Source organism: Adhaeribacter aquaticus DSM 16391 (assembly GCF_000473365.1).
GTDB lineage: Bacteria > Bacteroidota > Bacteroidia > Cytophagales > Hymenobacteraceae > Adhaeribacter > Adhaeribacter aquaticus.
This window is the reverse complement of record NZ_KI421517.1, coordinates 1,473,246-1,493,779: the sequence shown is the minus strand read 5'-3', so window position 1 is coordinate 1,493,779 and position 20,534 is coordinate 1,473,246. Positions and strand designations below refer to the sequence as shown.

Here is a 20,534-nt window from a genome sequence, read left to right as displayed (position 1 = left end):
AATTATAATATGAAACACATCTACAAATTATTGTTGCTCCTGCTGTTACTGCCTATGAGCTGCAAAACTGGTAAACCTGAAAAGGATACCAATGTATTGACCAAGGAGCCTGTAATCAATCAGGCTAATTCCATGCCTCCTTATGAGAATGGCTCACCATTGGATAGCTTGGTCTGGATGTATCCGGGAATTCAGCAAGCAATGGAGGAAAACAACCTGACGTATATTAAACATACGCCAGGGGGAAAGCTGGTGTCGGTATTACCGACGTCAGGTAAAAAAACAGGTTTCATAACCCGGCTATTTGGTCCTAAAAAAACTAAACTCAAGAATTCAGCTATCAACATTAACTACCAGGTAGCACAAGGAGGTAGCTCCATTGCACCAGCTATGCAAACCGGCAACCAGGATATCAAAGATAAATCAAAGGTAACCATCAAAGATAAGTCAAAGGAAAAGCTCAAAGGTCAGAACGCTATCAAAGGAGATCACAACGCACCCACAGCAACCAAATCAGATAAGAGTTTGCTATGGGTGGTGATTGTGGTAGTGGTAGCAACAATTGCCGCCGCCTACTTTCTGAAAAGGAATAATGAATAGATAATTTTTAGTATATTTGAACTGACAAAACAAAAGATTGAAGGACGCTCCCAATGGGGGCGTTTTTCATTTAACCCTCCCCTATTTCAGCACTTTCGTTATACTTACCGTTATACTGAAAATAAAAAGGGCTGTAAGTTATTATCTTACAGCCCTTTACAACTTAACTAGTGCTCCCGAAGGGATTCGAACCCCTATCATTGGTACCGGAAACCAACATTCTATCCATTGAACTACGGAAGCAGGTAAATGCGAGTGCAAAAATATTCGAATTATTTTAAATCACCTACACTTATAGTGATTTTTGTATAAAAAAGTTTTAAGTAACCATTAGATATACGCCCGGCAGACCAAGATCAATATTTTTAGCAAAGAATGAGCTAAAGATTTCTAGTATAAGAGGAGGTGTTTCGACTTAAAACAAAGAGCCAAACAGCAGATGTGTATGGCTCTTAGCTATAAATAACAATTAATAAAAAGGCACAGTTTAATTTGGGATAATTTAAGTTACCAGCAAAAAACCTCATAGGTAAAATATCACTTACCTTTTATTTAAGTATTGGAAAGCTTCATTTTCAGAAATAAGCTCAAAAGCATCTAGCATTGTTTCTGAATTACCGGTGTTATAGCCTTTTATATAATAGCTACCATTTGCCCGGTATACGGCAAAATTATGTAATCCATAAGGAGTAGCTGCATTACGAGCAAAAGGTAAAGCACGGGACAAATCAAAGCGTTTGCCACAACGGGTCTGAATAACGGAGGCTCTTAGTGTTTCCATAAGGCAAAATTAAAGGTTTAACCAAACTCAAAAATTAAGGGAATATTAATTTACATTTAAATAATTATAATCTTCGTTCAAATTGTTTAACTGTCAAAAACATTGAAGTCCATTAAATCTAAGAATAATTAAAGACAAAGTCAAGTTTTTAATCGTTTAACCACTACTTAAGCTTAATTAGACGAGTTTTGCTATATAAATATGGTTATATTTTAACCGTATTTCCCGAATTTTGTAATTGAAATTCATAAAGCATTAACCAGCACATGCACGATTATTCATGAAATTTAAATATTGGATTATTATTTTATCCATTTTTCTATTGGCAATAGCCTGGCGGATGTATTACCACCCGCCAGCCTTTCTACTAAAGTATGGCTACGGACGAAGCATAAAAAAATTAGCTAATGCTGAAAAAGAACAATTTTATGGGCTTCCCGGCAAATACATAAACTGGCCGAAAGGAAATGTTGTAAGAGGAATTGATGTTTCTAAATATCAGACACACGTAAATTGGCAAACAGTAAAAAATTTTAGGATAAAATTTGCTTTCATAAAAGCTACGGAGGGATTTTACCAGCAAGATGAACTTTTTGAAGCTCATTGGGAAGAAAGCGGAAAAGCAGGCTTACTACGGGGTGCTTATCATTTTTATAGGCCCAACCAACCAGCCGCCTTACAGGCCATAAACTTTATTAGTGTGATAGATTTGGAGGGTGGTGACTTGCCTCCTGTGTTAGATGTAGAAACAATAGGAAATAAGTCGCCCGAAAAATTACGTGAAGGTGTAAAAAACTGGCTGCATTTTGTAGAACGCGTGTATGGGGTAAAACCAATTATATATACCAATTACAGCTTTTATCGTGATTATTTAGCGAATTATTTTCCCGATCATCTTTTTTGGATTGCTCATTATCACGTGCCCAAACTACTACTAAATCCTGCCGAAAATACACGAATAAAATTTTGGCAACACACGGATGAAGGAGCCATACCAGGCATAAAAGGAAGAACCGATTGCAATATCTTTTATGGGTCCTATACTGACCTTCAGGCACTTTTACTAAAATAATTTTCCTTCTATTTAACTTCCGGAACAAGACAAAATCAGGAACAGGATGTAGAAGAAATTAGTACCTTTATTTTCTAATTAATTTAAATTATTACTCTTTATGAAATGCCTGATAATTGATGATGATGCCTTAATGCGCGACATGATTAGCCATTTTGCCGCTAAGGTAGATTTTATTGATTATTGTATTCAATGCGAGAACGCCAGCGACGCCTTGAATTTAATGGCAATTGAGAAGTTTGATTTAATGTTCCTGGATATTGAGATGCCGGAAATATCTGGAATGGACTTATTAAGAAACCTGCCTCAAGCTATTCCGGTTATTATTATTACCTCAAGTCCGGATTTTGCTTTAGAATCTTATAATTACCAGGTAGTAGATTACCTGCTTAAGCCAATAACCTTTGCCCGGTTTCATAAAGCGGTGCAAAAGGTTTATAAAAAAGAACCTGCACCACTGCCAAAGTTAACACCACGACCCGAAGAAATATTTATAAAAGATGGCCATAATTTAGTAAAGTTAGTGTTAAAGGATGTTTTGCACGTGGAGGCTGTTTCTAATTATGTATCTTTTAAAACCGCGACAAAAAGTTACTTAGCTTTAATGAGCTTGCAGAAACTGGAAGACAGCTTGCCTGATAATTTTGTGCGCATACACCGGTCATTTATGGTCAATATAAATCGTATCGATCGGGTAGAAGGCAATACAGTTTTTATAGGTGATGTTCCTTTACCGATAAGCAGTTCCTATAAAGACAAACTTTTAAAAAGACTAAATTTATTAATCTGAAAAGTTTAGCTTTTGCTCTGCAATAGCCAGCTGAATCCCTCCTATTACTCATTTAATAGTAAGTATAAAAAGAGGCACAGTGAAAGCCGTATTATTTATGAAGGGTCTACAGAGGCCACTATAAGAGTTAACCTCTCTTTTATCTCTTCCAGCAACCGCTCAAAATTAACTTCCAGTTCCTGGCCTAGCATTTCCTGATCACCTTGCCCTTCTAATAAATAAAGTTTCACGGCTGCTAAATTTGTAGTTAATACCTCTAATTGTAACAGTTGCAAATGAGGCTTTATTTTATGGAAGCTACTCTTAAATAAATCTTTATTATTTTCAGCTAAAGCTTCCCGAAATAAATGCCGGTATTGCATCATTTCTCCTTGAATTAACAGCAGGGCCTTTTCTATTTTTACAGGATCATGGTCGTAAGCCTCTTCCAGCGTTTGGTAATTAATAATACCAACACGCTTAGCTACCTTTTCAACCTTTTGTTTTTCCTGTGGTGCAAAAATTTCTTTTACGGTATAGGCTGCTATTTTATTTAACAAATCTTCTTGCTCTACCGGCTTCAATAAATAATCATTAAGGCCCACCTCCTGCATTCTGGCTTTAGCCTTATCAGATACCAATGCCGTTAATGCTAAAATAGGAACATTTTTATCTAATTTCCTTATTTCCTGGGTAGCCTGAAAACCATCCATTTCAGGCATTTGAATATCCATTAAAATCAGGTCATATTTCTTTTCTGTTACCTTCGCAATGGCCTTCAGTCCACTATCGGCTAAGTCTAATTCTATGCCTGATTTAGCCAGATAGTTCTGAATTAAGAATTGATTAAAAGCTACATCTTCTACATACAGCACCTGCAGGCCTCTTAATTGAGAGCTGGTTTCCTGATTATATGTTTTACGCATTACAGGCATTGCCGAAGCTGGTTTAAAAGATAAATACACCTTAAATACCGAACCCTTACCTAACGTGCTGTCCAGCGAAATTTCACCTCCCTGCAACTCTACCAGATTTTTGGTTATGGCTAATCCTAATCCAGATCCGCCATACTTACGGGTAGTATCCGAACTACCTTGCGTAAAACGTTCAAAAATATATGCCTGACTATCCGGGGCAATACCAATGCCGGTATCCGCAATCTCAAAACACAAATTATAAATATAACCAGGTAGCTCCCCGTCAGGGAAAACGTTAACCGTTACCGTTCCGCTTTCTGTAAACTTAACAGCGTTACCAATTAAGTTATTTAGTATCTGATAAAGCCGCACCGAATCTCCTTTTACCCTATCCGGCACCTGGGCCGCCACCTGACAATACAATTGGATACCTTTTTCTTGGCATTTAGCTTGGTGGCTTAGCGTAATTTTGTCGAGCAGTTCTTTTAAATTAAAATCAACTTCTTCAAACTCTATTTTACCGGCCTGTATTTTTGAGTAATCCAGAATATCGTTAATCAGGGACATTAAATTATCAGCTGAAAAACGAAGGGTATTGATAATTGGTAATTGGTGCGCACCCGGCTTGTTCTGCAGCAGCAACCGGGACATACCAATCACAGCATTCATAGGCGTACGAATTTCATGGCTCATTACAGATAGGAAGTCATCTTTGGCTATGTTTGCCTCTTCTGCTAATTGCTTGGCCTGTAACAGCTCTTCTTCTACCTGTTTACGGGCAGTTATATCATGTATGATAGCGGTATATTTTATTTCATCGCCCGCATCAAAACTACTTAATGATAAATAAATATGAATTTGTTTTCCATCTTCCCTAACAGCCGTTGTTTCCCGGCCTTGCCCAATAAAATTTAAATAACTACCAGTACCATCCCCGTTCCAAAGCTGGTTTTCTGCCGGGCTGTTTAATATAGTACTAATAGGTTTGCCCACTATTTGGGCTGCCTGGTAACCAAAAATAGAAGTTGCCGCCGGATTAAACTTTTCTACTCTGCCTTGTTTATCTAATATAATAATAGCTTCAATAGTGGTTTCAATAATGGCCCGAATTCCTCTTTCTTTGTAAGCTAATTCCTGAATCTGGTCTTGGATTTGATCGGCCATTTGACTAAAAGCCTGCGCCAGTACACCAATTTCATCAGACCGGTTTTGAGTGACTTTCAAAGTACTTTTACCAGCGGCAAAATCAGAAACCGCCGTGGTAATATATTGTAACGGCCGGATTAAGAACCGGGAAAAAACCAAGGTGAGCACGATGCTGCCTATACAAATAACTAAAGTAATTAATAAACTGGTATTACGGACCTGCTTTAATCCAGCCAATAAGGAGCTATAAGGCGTACTGATGCCCAAAACCAGAAATCGCTCCTGATCCTGAAATATATAAACCCGCTCTAAATTTAATAAAACAGGTTCCTGATTTCCTTGTAAGGCTTCATCAAACTGAAACGAAGACTTTCCGCCATAAATAACCTCTGTACTTTGAGGAAACTCATTCTGCAACAAAAACCGCTGACCTTTTTCAAACCCAAAAACTTTATCAGGTTCCGGATGAATTAAATAATCACCTGTATTATTAGTGAGGTATAAAGTATTTTCGTGATCAAGAAGCGATTGTAAATTTTTGAAAGTAGGCGTTAAATCCAGCGTTATTAGGAGCACTCCCACTATTTCCTGGTTTGCATCGTAAACCGGAAGTGAGGCTTTAATAACCGGCGTTAGCGGAAAAGATAGTTCACCCTTTTTCCGGAAAAGGGAAAGATTGGAAATGAAGACCCGGTTAGGAGTCAGATCGGGTACTTCATTAAAAAAGAGGGTCCCTTCCAGAGTACCTAACTGCGGAACAGGTACTTCATTGATTTTACCATTTACCTGATCGGTCCGGATTATTTCGCGCTTACTGCTACCAGCACCAATCAGGCTAACCTGTAAATAAGCCGGCCGGCTCTCCAGTAAGGATTGAAACAGTTGATTTACCTGCTTTCTTTTCGCATCTGCTACAGGTTGTGTTCCACGTTTAGCTACCTCCTGCACAAAATCCTGAAAAACCGGGTTTTTACTGATCAGTCGGATATCATTATGTAATCCTTTTGCGGCTGCGTCTAGTTGAATAGATAAAATTTCGGAACTATGCTTTAAACGGTCTTTGGAAGAAGCTATAACCAACTTGCTGTTACCCGAAAATACCAGAAATCCCACTACCGTGGTAGCAACCAAAACCAGTATAGAAAAAACCAGGGTAACTTTGGTAGCAATACTCAGCCTGTTCAGCCAATTATTGAAAGAATCTACCAATTTAATAAAATACATAATATACCTGAAGCACAATTCTTTATAAAGATATAAAATTTATGCTAGGCAGGCAAACTTCTGTATTGCCTTAACAGGGCGACCAGGGCCTACTAATCAGGCTTTATTTAATTACGCTTCCTGATTAGGCACATATTCCAGCGTAAGTGTATCCAGGTTAAAAGCAGTAAGATACGCTAAACCAAGCACCTGCCGGTAAACACAACCGCTATCTATATTTATAACTTTGGCTTCTGCATCTGCCACACGTTCGTTTATTTTTACCACTGGAGTTGGCGTGTGGCCATGTACTATTTTACGAGAACCAAGCAAATCATAATCAACAGCAAAATTCCGTATCCAGAGCATGTTGTAAAAATCCTGAAATGGATTTTCGGCAGCAAAATTGAAACCGGCATGCACCAGCAGATAGTCCTCTGTTTCTACATAATACTCCAGCTCAGTAAAAAATTTCCAGTACCTTTCTGGTATGTCATGAATGGTGGTGGCCTGAAAACTAGCTAATGTTTCTTTACCTCCATTCCAGAGCCAGGAATTTAAATAAGTTTCTTCTTTTAGCGCCTGCAAGAGCATGTATTCATGGTTGCCAGATAAAGTCTTTACATTATATCCTTGCTCTTGCAGATTTAGAATATAATCAATTACGCCTTTAGAATCCGGACCACGGTCAATGTAGTCGCCGAGCAGGAATAACTGATCAGTGGACTGCAACCGAATGACATCTTCTACCAGGTGGCGAAAAGTATTGGCACATCCATGAATATCTGAAATAGCATAACGACTCATAAATTCTATAAATAGTTAGGGGCTATACGAAAACTCATCTTTTATTGCCGAGATAAGCTTAGTGTTTTAATGGACGTTTTTTAATCATCCCGCCTTTAGTATCTTTAATACTGCTCATTACCACAAAAGCATTACGGTCTATGCGTTCTATCTCCGCATTTAATTTGGCAATTTCCAGCCGGGTAATTACGGTAAAAACGATATCCATTTCATGTAACTTTTCACCTTGTTTGGCAAATCCACGCTTGCCCTGGTAAATGGTTACCCCTCTCCCCATTTTTTCAATAATCATTAACCGCATTTCTTCAGTATGTACAGAAATAATGGTAACGCCTAAGTACTCCTCAATACCTTCAATAATAAAATCAATGGTTTTGGAAGCAGATAAGTAAGTTAATACGGAATAAAGAGCGGTTTCTACAGAAAGAACAACGGCTGCGGCAGAGAATATAATTACATTAACAATCAGAATAACATCGCCAATGGTAATGCCCGACTTACGACTTACATAAAGCGCAAGCACTTCGGTACCATCTAAAACTCCTCCGCCCCGCATAGCTAACCCAATACCAGCTCCCAGGAAAGCCCCTCCAAAAACTGAAACCAATAATTTATCTGAAGTAACTATTGGGTAATGGACGTAAGTTATACAAAGAGCCAACCCCGCGATGGCAAACATGGTTTTAAATGCAAAGTTCCGGTTTACCTGATTAAAGCCCAGATAAATGAAAGGAATATTTAAACAAATTATAAGCAGGGGTAAGGGCCAATTGGTAAGCGCGGTTATTAAAAGCGATATACCCGTTACGCCCCCATCAATGAATTTATTAGGCAACAAAAAGCTTTCTAAACCAAAGCCTGCCGATAAAATGCCTAGTATAATAAAAATTGAATTCCGAAATTCCCTTTTAATGAAAGCCCGTTGCCGCTTAACTTCTTTAGCTGCACTATAAGAATGATGCGCTACCAGTTCTGTACTCTTCTTTTGACGATAAAGAAACAAATCTACTACTCCGCGAAAAAATGGATTCATGCACTCGATGTAAACTGACCTGTCAATTACGTTATTTTCTGAATATAATCTTCCATCTTTTTTCGCAAAGCTTCATCCGGGAAACGTCCAATACCCGCTCCCATGTTATCTGTTAAATGCTTTACTTTAGCAGTGGCTGGAATTACGCAGGTAACGGCAGGATGCCCTAAAATGTATTTCAGGAAAAATTGCCCCCAGCTTTTACAGTCAAAGTCGGCTGCCCAGCCAGGTAATTCTTTATTTCTTACGGCACTAAAAAGCGAACCCGTTTCAAAAGGTCGGTTTACAATAACAGCTACTTTTTTTTCGGCAGCTAAAGGCAAAAGCCGGTTGGCAGCCTCACGGGTAACAATGTTATAATTCAACTGGACAAAATCAATGGGTTCCGATTTTATAATTTGTTCCAGGTTATCGAAAGCACTGGTTAAGTAGTGGGTAATACCTATGTACCGGATTCGTTTTTCTTCTTTCCAGCGGCGAAGCGTTTTTAAATGAACCTGCCAATCTACCAGGTTATGAATCTGCATCAGGTCCATTGGGTTAACCTGCATCTCCCGCATAGAGGTTTGCATTTGCTTAATGCCTGCCTGCTCGCCCTGGGTCCATACTTTGGTAGCCATAAACAATTTCTTTTGTAAGCCCAAGTCAACAGCTAAATCCCCTACTACTTCTTCTGATTGCCCATACATCGGCGAGGAATCTACCAGTGTGCCTCCCATTTGTGCAAACGTACTCAATACTTCCTTCACGCCTTTCCTACTAACCGGCGACGGACCAACATCAAATGTTTGCCAGGTTCCTAAACCAACACAAGGTAAAAGCTCTCCGGTAGTGGGTATGGGTCTTTTATGCATAGTAGTTTTCTTAGTTTGGGCAAAGGAGAGGTTTCCCAACAAGGCTGTTGCTCCGGTAGAAAGCAAAATTTTGGCAACCTGCCGACGGGAGTATTTCATAACAGTTTCAGAGACTATCAACCTATCGTGTATAGTAAAAGAAAGGTTGCAACCGGCTAAAGATATTAGCCCGAATATATTAGTAGTAGCTGGCTTATAGCAATTTAATTAAGGAATGTTTTACCTAATTTAGTTACTTTAAGTAAAAGGCCTTAAACTTGCCTGATTTTTAGTTTCGCGATTTATACATGCTTATTCATACTTTACTTATTCATTGTCCCGACCGCAAAGGTTTAATTTTCCAGATAACCAACGTGTTGTTTAATAACAACCTGAATATTATAAGCAACGGCGAATTTGTAGATAAAGAAAACAACCATTTCTTTATGCGCGCAGAACTTTCCGGAGAAGTAGATGCGGAAAAAGTATGCCGGGAGTTACAAGTGGTTCTGCCCGCAGAAGCAGGTATTGCATTAGAACCACACCAGAAAAAAGACATTGTAATATTGGTTACCAAAGAGCACCATTGCATCGGCGATTTATTGCTACGGGTAAAATACAACGATCTAAACGCTAATATATTAGCCGTAATCGGTAACTACGACTTATTACAACCCTTAGTAGAACAATTTGATGTTCCGTTTCATTTTATTTCGCACGAGCACAAAACCCGTCAGGAACACGATGCTGAAATTGCCCAAACCATTCAATCCTATAACCCGGACTACATTGTTTTGGCTAAATATATGCGGGTTTTAAACCCGGACTTTGTAACCTTATTCCCCAACCGTATCATTAACATTCACCATTCTTTTTTGCCGGCCTTTATTGGTGCTAATCCTTACCGGCAGGCATACGAACGGGGCGTAAAAATTATAGGTGCTACCGCTCATTTTGTAAACAATGATTTAGACGAAGGTCCTATCATTGCCCAAAACGTAATTCAGGTAAACCATACCCAAAATGCCAAAGACATGGCCCAATCGGGCCGCGATGTAGAAAAAATTGTCCTGGCCCAAGCCCTTAAATTGGTTTTTGCCGATAAGGTTTTTGTAAGCAATAATAAAACAATCATATTTTAAATTCATTAATCATCTTAAGCCTCAAACTTGGCTTACCAGCGAACAAAAAAAAGGCCTGATTAAATAATCAGGCCTTTTTCAGTAGTTAATAAGCTTTTTTAATCTCTTATCAATCTTGTCTGATAGAAGCTAGAGCCATTTACAACTTTAAGAATATACATACCCTTAGCTACCTGAGTTAACTTTTGGTTTAACTGTTGAACTAAAGAATTGAGATCACCAGAAATAACTAAAAGGTTTTGGCCCTGGCTATTCCATAAAGTTAAAGTTAAGTCTGTAGCACTATAAACAGCATTATCACTAAACAACAGACTAATATTGGTATGAGAAGGGTTAGGGGCAACCGTTAAGCCTGCTGCACTACCAGGACCTTTTACGTCAGGGTTTGTTTCGTCGAGAACAGTTAAAACAAACTCTGAGCCTCCACCACTTACTAAGCCAGCACTTAATTGAGCCAGGCTAAAAGCAACTGTTTTATCTTTCTCATGTTGCGGGTTATTATTTAAAACTACCACAAACGAAACAGATGTTTTACCAGCCGGAATGGTTAAAGTTATTTTGCCATTTGCCGCTGCCGGATTGGTTGTGTATTGTCCTTTAGCAGTACCATAAATGGCGCCACTGCTATTAGTTAAATTGATCGTAACATATTGCGTTTGCACAGGCGCCTGATCTAAAGTAAGTGTTACTTGATAAGAACCCGCATTTTCAGATATAGCAGCAGCATTTAAGGCAAAATTTATTACTGATTTATCGTTATCAGTAATAGTTGCTTTAAATGTGTTAACTTCTCCTATTGCTAATTTGCTGTTACCTGAATTTAATGAAAGCACCAATTGCTCTGTAGGTTCTACTTGGTTATCGTCCAGTATTTGTAAAACCAAAATAGCAGTAGTAGCTCCGGCCGGAATGGTTAACGTTATATTACCAGCATTTGCTGCTGGCATGGTAGTAAAATCCGAACCATATTGAGCCGTTGAGCTATTGGCAGCGGTAATAGTAAGTATCTGGTCTGTTACGGGTGCCTGGTCCAGAACAAGCTGCACCTCGTACGTTCCGGCATCTTCATTTTTAGTTACAGAAGGTGCACTAAAAGAAACAACCGACGCATCATTATCCTGAATAGTAAGGATAAAGGTTTCTGCTGAACTATAGCCAAAACTGCTGGTGGCATTTGAAATAGTAAAAGTTAACGTTTCGTCTAATTCTACCAGGTTGTCGTCTTTGATAATCAGCGGTAAAGTTGCGGTGGTAGCACCGGCAGGTACTGTTACATTATATATGTTACCAGCAGGCAGATCAAAATCCGTTTCGGTAATGCCAGTTCCAGGTGTAACTGTTACGGCAATTTGCTGTGGTTTAACCGACGCACGGGTAAGGTTTAAGGTAAGATTATAAGTACCTGCATCTTCCGGAGTATTGGCAGCAATTGCAGCAAATGTAACATTAGGCGTTAAAACAAAGCGGGTTGCTACAGGCATGTGATCCGAAGTAGTACCAGCATAATTTTCTATTAAATCAAATGGGATTACCACTTTTGCCGAATTAGCTACGTAATCTGCATATAACTCATCTGAGATTACAACATGATCAATTACATTATCAAATGTAATATAGGTCCGCAATCCTGCCTCGCTTAAGTCTTTTGTTACAGCCCGGTAATTGGCCGCATCATCAATAAATGCTTTATAAGTAGAAGCAGTAATTGGTAATACATTCGCTACAGTAAAGTCAACATCATCGTTAAAATCGCCTAGGATCATAATATTTGCTTCCGAATAATATAAATCCAGCGAGTCTTTCAGCACCTTTAAGTCATTAACGCGGCGGTTGTAGGCACTTAAAGCATCGGCAGCAGAACCGTTTTCGTTTGCTTTAGCATGAACTGCTACAAAGTGGATTTGTTTTTTAACCCCTGCCACAGTGGCATCGGCTACAAATAAGTAAGGCAAACGACCACTAGCCCAGAAGTTGCTTGGGTTTGCCGGGCTTTGCAGTAATCCACGTGCACTTACCGAATCAATGGCGCTGGTTTTGTAAATAAATCCAACCCGCTGCGAGTTGTCACCAACCGGCGAAGAAACAAACGGCGATAAAAAGCCTTTATAGCCAGGAAGCTGCTTTACCAATTCCTTAAATGCCGCTACATTCGCAATTTCCTGTACACAGTATAGTTCAGCATCCTGGGCCAAAATCATTTTCTTGGCATTTTCCATTTGCAGAGCTTCGTTATTTGGACCTAAACCCGTGTGCCCAAACCATTCGATATTCCAGCTTACAACATCTAAGGTCTTATCTTTATTTAAAGTAGTTGCGGTTAAATAACCTTTTTGAGTACTGAAATCTGCACTACTAAACTTAACCGATCCGGCAAAAGCCGAAGGGGTAGTAGATCCGTTACTAAACCGAACATAAACTGTATTATAATCAAAAGCCTGATCAGGTGTAAAAGATAGGGTTTGGCTGAAAGTGCTGTTATCTTTTGATACTTCAAACCCAGCCGGAGCTGTTACGGTTAAGTCTGTTTTTAAATTCAGAGCATAGAACTGGAAAGACTTGCTGGCAGTTGGTGCCTGACCAGAAACAAAACCAAAATCAAAATTGCTGATTGGGTTTAGTGATGAAACAAAGAAAACCGGTGTAGCAGGTTCTGTTTCGGAGTTGGTAATGGCAAAATCATCCAGCGTCCAGCGCGAAGCAGAAGAAGTAGTAGAGGTATAAACAAAGGCGATATACACGTTGCTGCCTTTGAATTTAGTTAAATTAATGTTTTCTGATAAAGTCCAGTCATCTGAATTAAGGACCGGAAAACTACCGTTTATTTCTTTCCAGGTAGCATTGGCAGGATCGCCAGTACCGCTGTAATTGGTAGAAACCATTAATTTTAATGACTCACCGGCAAAACGGGTGCGCGACCAGAATGATAAAACCGGATAAGTAAAGCCCGTTGATAAATCAAACGCCGGAGAAATCAACCAGTCTTCGTTTTGCTTATTGCCACCGTTAAAACCATTAACTTGTACAGCATTGCCAGTACGACCAAAAGTAGAGCAAGCCCAAACTTCGGTATCTCCTAAAGAGCTGTATTGCATCCAGCCGCCAGGCAGGTTGGTTTCGCAACGGTTAAAGTTTTGTGCATAAGGGTTAGGTATGGCAGTAGTGAAGGTCCAGGCGCCGGATACAATACCGGCAAATTTATTTCCTGCTAAATCTTCAAACACACCGGCTGCGATATTTACCTCATAACTTTTACCTGGCAATAAAGTAGCTGAAAACGTTGCCCGATTGGTATTTACTAAAACTGCAGCCAAGGCAATTTGTTCAGTAGTATTATCAGTAAGGTTTTTAATTACAATAACACCTGTTCCTTTTTCAATTATTTCAGAGAAAGTAATAGAAAAGTTATTTTCATGATCAACCTGCAGGTCACCGGCTGCTGGCTGGAAAGCATTAGTTGCGGCTAAAGTTGGAGCTGTTACATCCTCAACAGCCCGGGGAATTAATTCAAAATCATCTAACGCGTACATGCCATCTGAACCGGCGACATCTGAATCAGTCCAGCGAATCCATAGGGTATTGCCTTCGCGCCAGCCAATGTTATTAATAGTACCGCTGATATTGGTTTTGTTGGCGTTGCCATCTACGGCAGCAGCATTAGTAGTGCTGGTTAAAATTTCGTTGAAATCTAAATCGGCTAACTGGCTCCAGGTGCCATCATTTAAAGAAGTAGCATTTAAGCTGTACTCAAACTTAACGGTTTCATTAACGGTATTATTAGAACCGGATTTCCATTGCTCCATTACTCCTTTTAAATCAACGGAAGTAATAATTTTGCCGGTGTTGTTTGTGAAGTACGCGCCAAATGCGGGAATTGTAGAGCCGGAAGCTAAAACTCCCAGAGCACGGTCATTAGCACCGGTTGCGCCTACATTATACACGCCTCCCGATGTAGTGCTTCCGTTGTTAGTTGTAGGATTTAATGCTTCGCCATTAGCGCCTGTGCCGCCAGCTCTCACAGCAAACCAGTTTGCCGGAAAGCTGGTAGTGCCAGAGGCGGTTCCCATACCATCGAAATTCTGAGAATAAGCTACATCCAACGCAGTAAGGGAGGTGCCTTTGTCTACTACAGGCGCCGAAGCGGTAGCAATGTTCCATGTGGTATTATTGGCAAAGCCAGTAAATACATTACCTGCTAAATCGGTAATAGCGCCAGCCGGAATCTTAACCGCATAATCTTTATCGTAACTTAATATAGCTCCTGTTAAGGTTACAGTTAAGCCATTAAAGGTTACAGCTGAAGCATTGTCAACAGGTAAAGATTGACTGGTGCCGTCGGTTAAGTTATTAAGCAAGATAGAACCGGAGCCTGCTTTTACATTTTCGTTAAAAGTTATTGATAACGGCGAGGTTAAGGCTACACCGGTAGCATTATCAGCTGGCATAAAAGGATTAACCGCCGCTAAAGTTGGTGGATTAGCATCAGCAGGAAGTGTGCTGCCGGCATGAGGAATAAGTTCAAAGTCATCAATGGCATAAATACCATCTGAGCCAGTATCATCTTTATCGGTCCAGCGGATCCATAAAGTAGTACCGGCAGGCCAATTTATTTCCTCTATGGCTGCTGTTAAGGCTGTTTTATTCGCATCTGCGTTACCAACTACAGCGGCGGCAGCCGTTGTGCCAGTTAATTTTTCAACCAGGTCAAAGGCCGGAAGTGCTGTCCAGCTTCCTGCCATCAGATCTGTCGCATTCAGGCTGTATTCAAAAGTAATTACTTCGTTTACCGCACTACTGGAGCCAGAGCGCCACTGCTCCATAATGCCTTTTAGTTCCAAGCTAGTAATAGTCTTGCCGGTGTTGTTTACAAAGCTAGCTCCAAACCGTGGCACAATGCTGCCGGAAGCCAAGGATCCAAATGCTCGGTCAGAATCTGTGGTAATGCCAACATTATAAATAGTGCCGGAATTTGCACCTCCGTTTGTAACTGCCATGGATAAGATTGCACCATTAGCAACAGTTGTAGAACTCCCAGAAGCTTTTACGGCCACCCAATGCGGAGCGAAAGAAGTACCTGTAACCCCCATTCCATCAAAACTTTGCTGATAAGGGGCATCAAGCGTTGTAAGCTGTACCTGGGAGTACCCATTACTATTAAAGCCTACCATACAAACTGCCAAGGCTATAGAAGTTTTAAAACTGAGTAATTGTTTTATCATATAAAGTAGAAAGAAGTGTAACTGTTAGAGGTATATTAGGATCTAATGAAGTTTTACACAAAACTATGCGCAAACCCTTAAAAATATATCAATATTTAATTAATATTATTAAATATTTCGCATTTTAAATAAATCAGGTATTTAAAACTGGGATAGAAAAGAAAGCTATTAAGTTTTATTCTTTGTTTTTATGTAAGTATTTTTCACTATCTATCAAAAGTAGACGCTAACTCTTTAAAAGCCTTACATATCCTGTTATCTTTTCATTAAGTTACTAAAGGTGTCATTTATTTATATCACCTAATTCTATTGGTTTTAAGAGCAAATAATCTATCTACCAATTTAGGCGTAATCAAGGATCTGCTATATAAGTAAAATCATATATTATTGTATTTCAAGCCAAAAAGAAACTTGTTATTTGTATAAAATCTATAACACTTATAGGGTATTTACGTATTTATCACACATAGATACAAATACGTAGCATATAGATTAAAACAAATAACAGGATGGCAATGCAGGGCACGGATTTAAAAGAGATGGAATTAGGCTATTTATACTACAGCTTGTATTCGTATCGGAGAAAGATTGAAGGTGAAATAAAACAGATTATTCAACTGGATAATGAGCTAAACTACTCTGCTCAAGCTAAACCAGCCAACCAATCGGAAAAGCTTTACCAACTAACACAAAAACTACGCAACATAAGCTTGATAATATCAAAGCTTATTTCACTAAATAAAGTATATAAGTAACTTGTTTAAAGTTACTTATTTTAAGGCCTTTGCTTCTTTTTGAAACAAAGGCCTTATTTTTTAGTTATACCATAATCAAAATAGTATAAAATTTAAAATAAGTTTAATTTATCTCTTTTTAACTTTACTGGCTATTATTTAACAGATCTAATCTTAAACCAAATAATCCACTAATAGCAACCTCACTTTCTGTTGGAAGTATATAGAAAACAACTAATATAATACAAAAAAATTAATATAAAAGGAGCACTTTAAACCTTTAACACATAGGAAAAAGACGGAAGAGAAAACTGTAATAAACTCACTCAGTAGGTTTTCTTGATAAGTTTTACTTATTTACAATAAAATTTAATTTTTTTCGATTTACTTTTAGATTTAGTTCTATTAAATCTAATCTTAAAATAATACTGGTATAGGATCAACTTTACATTTTATAAGAATGCCTTTCTTTAAAAGCTATTTGCTACTTTTAGTAGTCTACCTCTTTAGCATATCTTTTCTTACTGCCCAAACACAACCAGCTTGTACGGCTATTATTACGCCGGCAGGCAGTGCTTCAATTTGTCAGGGAAGCTCTTTAGTACTATCCGCCAATAGTGGTACCGGCCTTAGTTACCAATGGAAAAAAGATGGCGGTACCACCATCATTGGAACGAACCGTCAACTTACAGTAACAACCGCTGGTTCTTATACAGTAACGGTAACAAGCTCCGGAACTGGAACTACTTGTGGCCCTACTACTTCATCACCGGTAAATGTGACCATAAGTAACAGTACGCCACCTGTACAACCGGATTTCTCTTTTACACCTAGTACGATTCAGTGTGCCGGCACCCCAGTTTCCTTTACTATTACGGGCGGTGCCCAAGCAAACACTTCTTATGTTTGGGATTTTGGTGATGGCGTGGTTAGATCTACCAATGAACCTACAATATCCCATGCCTTTACGGCAACAGCAGCTGGCACACCAGGTACGCAAAATTTAAACGTATCGGTTTATGCCTATAATACTACCACTGGCTGTGTTTCTCCAACCAGGGTAAAACCTATAACTGTACGGGAACAACCTCAATTTACCACCCCCGCTTTAAGCTATAAAAATGGTACGGGGGCAAGTGCAAACGGAAGCAATGTTTGCCTTCCTGAAGCTGAAACGGTAAATGTAACCGCCACTTTAACAAATGATGCCGCCAATACCGGCTTTACAACCTATAAAGTGGATTGGAAGGATGGATCAGGAGAACAAACCTATACCGCTGCCCAATTTAATGGCACCACCACCATTAGTAACCCAAGACCCTATAGTGAGTTAAGAACTTATTTAATAAAAATAACTGCTACCAGCACTGATCCAAATGCCTGCCCGGTTATAAAGGAAATACCTTTCACCGTATCAAAAGACCCTAAAGCCATTATTGAACTAGACGAAAGATCTAGAATAACGCCACCGATTGCTTGTGGTGTTCCGGTAAGAGTAACCTTGAAAAACACCTCCACCGGAGGAGGATTAACTTATAAGTGGGAAGTTGAAAAAGTTGCCCCGACTCAGGGACCGGCTAATTTCACTTACATTGAAGCAACCAGTGATACTTCCAAAACTCCGGTATTCCAATTTAATGAGAAAGGACAATACAGTATAAAATTAAGAGTAAGTAATCCCTGTGTAAACCCAAGTGATCCGGATGGTCCTAAAACCCCGGGAACACCAGAAGACCCACAATCACAAGATGACGATGGCAAATATGTAGCCACAACGCAGGTAATTATAGTTTACCCATTTGTACGCCCTAATCCGACTCCGCCTTTCTGTGAACCTTTAGACCCGAGTCAGAAATTTACTGTTACAGGCGCCGAACTAGCCACCTTTGATGGCAACTTAGGCCAAATTATTCCTACCTCCTTTAAATGGTCTAAAGTTGATGGACCTGGCGTTGTTGATTTTAGTAACCCAAATATAGACAACCCAACCATTACCTTTTCTGCGGCAGGTGTTTACAAACTAAACGTGAATTTTAACAATGATTGCGAAAATTCAGATGCTTTAAATCCACAGAGGCCAATGGAAATAGTGGTAACAATTAACCGCAGACCAGAGGCTCCTACTTTAAGTCCGATAACCCTCTGTGCAGGGGAACCCTTTACCCCCCCAGCTGGAACTGGCAACATATCGTATCTATTTTATACTACCCCGACCGGAGGTAATCCAGTTATTCCAAACACAAATACGGCGGGTCCTACTACTTATTATGTAGCAGCAGTAGAAAATGACTGCGAGAGCCGGACACGGACACCATTAACCATAACTGTTGTACCTCCGGTTAGCAATAACACCATAGCTGCGGATCAAACAGTTTGCGTTGATCAACCAGCTGCTCCAATAACTGGTTCTACCCCAACCGGCGGAAGCGGTACTACTTATACGTATACCTGGTTAGTGAGCACCACTGGTGCAACTACAGGTTTTACAGCTGCTCCTGGCACAAATAACGCAGCTGATTACACCCCAATGTTTTCTTCTACAAGTGGCGCATTTCAAAGAACAGCCTGGTACAGAAGAATAGTACGGTCTGGCTCTTGTAGCCCAGATACAAGTACCGCTGTAAAAATTACAGTTGTGCCAAGAATTACCAACAACACTATTAGCGCAACGCAAACAATTTGCGCGGAAAGCACTCCGGCTGCTTTAACGGGTAGCACACCAACCGGTGGTGGCGGAACCTTAACCTATTTATGGGAAAGCAGTACCACCAGTGCTACCGCTACGGACTTTGCTCCGGCTCCTGGCGCAAACACTGGTAAAGACTATACACCGGGTATGTTAGGCCAGACTACTTATTTCCGTCGGCGTGTTTCTGCAGGAGGCTGTGATAATTTCTCCCGGGTTATACAGGTCACGGTAATACAGGCCATCACCAATAACACCATTGGTAATGATCAAACTGTTTGTTATTCTACTACTGCTCCTGCCGAACTAACCGGTTCTTCACCAGCAGGCGGAGGAGGTCCTGGTTCTTTTACCTATCGTTGGGAAAGCAGTTTATCCGGAGGCGACGATGACTTTAGGGCTATACCGGGCGCCACTGCCCAAAACTATACCCCATCGCCTATTTCGGCCACTACTTATTTCCGCAGAGTAGTTACATCTGGTACAACCGGAACTAACTGCGAACCTAGCTTTAGCAATGTAGTAGTGCTGACACTTGTACCGGATATTCAAAACAATACTATTATGGTTTCGGAACCAGTTGTTTGCCGTGGCAGTGTTCCGGTGTTTACAGGTTCTAATGCAACTGGCGGAAACGGAAACCTAGTTTATCTATGGGAAACCAGTACCACCGGTGCTACTTCTGGCTTTAATCCGGCTACAGGAACCAATAACACAAGAGATTATACTCCTGGCTTCTTAACGCAGCGGACCTGGTTCAGAAGAACAGTTACTTCCGGCGGTACCAACTGCCCTGGGGCTTCTTCGGAGGCTATTGAGGTTAACGTAGAAGCTGCTCCGGTAGCGCCAACAGTAGCAGCAGAAAATGTTCAGGTTTGTGTAGGCACTTCTGCAACCTTACGGGTTACCAGTACCGGCCATTCCTATGAATGGTATACGTCCGCTACCGGCGGCACCCCTGTATTCTTTGGGACTGAATATGTAACAGCCCCTATCACCCGCCCTACTACTTATTATGTTCAGGCTGTTTCTAATAATAAGTGTGTGAGCACCACCCGAACTCCCGTAAGAGTAACAACCCTAGATTTAACGGTTGATGCAGGTCCGGATGTAGAAATTATAGAAGGCAAAAATGCCGTACTAACGGCTAGAGTACCAAACGGAGCCACCAACCCTAAATATACTTGGGCTCCGGCTGAAGGGTTGAACACAACCGAAGGCGCCTCTGTAATTGCCAGCCCCACCAAAACTACTACCTACCGGGTAACTGTTGTTACTGAAAATGGCTGTGAGACTACAGATGAAGTTACCATAACTGTTACGCCAAGAGTAGTTATTGTTAATACTTTTAGTCCTAACAATGATGGTATTAATGAAACCTGGGAAATCAGAAATATAGAAAATTTCCCAAATGCTACAGTTGAAATTTTTAACCGCTGGGGTAGCCAGGTATACAAAGCAGAGGGTGGATATAAAATCCCGTGGGATGGCACTTTCAAAGGTTCTATGTTACCTTTAGCCACTTATTATTATGTTATCCGGTTAAACGAAAATGAAAAACCTTTAACTGGTAGCGTTACCATTATCCGATAGAA

The 20,534-nt window shown here is 40.0% G+C and carries 12 protein-coding genes and 1 tRNA gene; 6 read left to right on the top strand and 7 right to left on the bottom strand.

The features are described from left to right. A partial coding sequence (locus ADHAQ_RS0108555; RefSeq protein WP_211240579.1) for a hypothetical protein occupies positions 1-600 on the top strand: 600 nt, incomplete at its 5' end. 171 nt (positions 601-771) lie between these two features. Here ADHAQ_RS0108555 and ADHAQ_RS0108550 read toward each other — a convergent pair. After that, positions 772-843: transfer RNA gene (locus ADHAQ_RS0108550), tRNA-Arg, on the bottom strand. Between the two features lie 298 nt (positions 844-1,141). Beyond that, positions 1,142-1,381: a hypothetical protein gene (locus tag ADHAQ_RS0108545; RefSeq protein ID WP_026462576.1), complete on the bottom strand. Its 240-nt coding sequence runs from the start codon at positions 1,379-1,381 to the stop codon at positions 1,142-1,144. A 280-nt stretch (positions 1,382-1,661) separates the two neighbouring features. On the opposite strand from ADHAQ_RS0108545, the gene ADHAQ_RS25035 reads away from it, so the two are divergent. Both ADHAQ_RS25035 and ADHAQ_RS0108535 read left to right on the top strand, forming a co-directional pair. Further along, on the top strand, positions 1,662-2,453 hold the full coding sequence (locus ADHAQ_RS25035) for a glycoside hydrolase family 25 protein (RefSeq protein ID WP_051359803.1): 792 nt from the start codon (positions 1,662-1,664) through the stop codon (positions 2,451-2,453). 100 nt (positions 2,454-2,553) lie between these two features. Then, positions 2,554-3,243, top strand: coding sequence for a LytR/AlgR family response regulator transcription factor (locus ADHAQ_RS0108535; protein ID WP_026462575.1), 690 nt, complete (start codon positions 2,554-2,556; stop codon positions 3,241-3,243). A gap of 95 nt (positions 3,244-3,338) precedes the next feature. Here the strand turns inward: ADHAQ_RS0108535 and ADHAQ_RS27165 are convergent, their stop codons facing one another. The 4 genes from ADHAQ_RS27165 to ADHAQ_RS0108515 form a co-directional block, all read right to left on the bottom strand. Then, the gene (locus ADHAQ_RS27165; protein WP_051359802.1) at positions 3,339-6,509 is read right to left on the bottom strand and encodes a response regulator; all 3,171 of its coding nucleotides are present in this window, start codon (positions 6,507-6,509) and stop codon (positions 3,339-3,341) included. A gap of 111 nt (positions 6,510-6,620) precedes the next feature. Beyond that, on the bottom strand, positions 6,621-7,295 hold the full coding sequence (locus ADHAQ_RS0108525) for a metallophosphoesterase family protein (RefSeq protein ID WP_026462574.1): 675 nt from the start codon (positions 7,293-7,295) through the stop codon (positions 6,621-6,623). A gap of 58 nt (positions 7,296-7,353) precedes the next feature. Next, the gene (locus tag ADHAQ_RS0108520) at positions 7,354-8,328 is read right to left on the bottom strand and encodes a YitT family protein (RefSeq protein WP_026462573.1); all 975 of its coding nucleotides are present in this window, start codon (positions 8,326-8,328) and stop codon (positions 7,354-7,356) included. Between the two features lie 26 nt (positions 8,329-8,354). Then, positions 8,355-9,281 (bottom strand): aldo/keto reductase, encoded by a 927-nt coding sequence (locus ADHAQ_RS0108515; RefSeq protein WP_026462572.1) that lies wholly within the window; start codon positions 9,279-9,281, stop codon positions 8,355-8,357. 188 nt (positions 9,282-9,469) lie between these two features. Here ADHAQ_RS0108515 and purU point away from each other — a divergent pair, with 188 nt between their 5' ends. Then, positions 9,470-10,303, top strand: coding sequence for a formyltetrahydrofolate deformylase (gene purU, locus ADHAQ_RS0108510; protein ID WP_026462571.1), 834 nt, complete (start codon positions 9,470-9,472; stop codon positions 10,301-10,303). A gap of 98 nt (positions 10,304-10,401) precedes the next feature. Here purU and ADHAQ_RS0108505 read toward each other — a convergent pair whose 3' ends face one another. Then, positions 10,402-15,519 carry an Ig-like domain-containing protein gene (locus ADHAQ_RS0108505; protein WP_026462570.1) on the bottom strand — a complete coding sequence of 1,706 codons (5,118 nt, stop codon included), beginning with the start codon at positions 15,517-15,519 and terminating at the stop codon, positions 10,402-10,404. 509 nt (positions 15,520-16,028) lie between these two features. On the opposite strand from ADHAQ_RS0108505, the gene ADHAQ_RS28315 reads away from it, so the two are divergent. Further along, positions 16,029-16,274, top strand: coding sequence for a hypothetical protein (locus ADHAQ_RS28315; protein WP_026462569.1), 246 nt, complete (start codon positions 16,029-16,031; stop codon positions 16,272-16,274). A 460-nt stretch (positions 16,275-16,734) separates the two neighbouring features. After that, positions 16,735-20,532 carry a T9SS C-terminal target domain-containing protein gene (locus ADHAQ_RS0108495; RefSeq protein WP_026462568.1) on the top strand — a complete coding sequence of 1,266 codons (3,798 nt, stop codon included), beginning with the start codon at positions 16,735-16,737 and terminating at the stop codon, positions 20,530-20,532. The last annotated feature ends 2 nt before the right edge of the window (positions 20,533-20,534 follow it).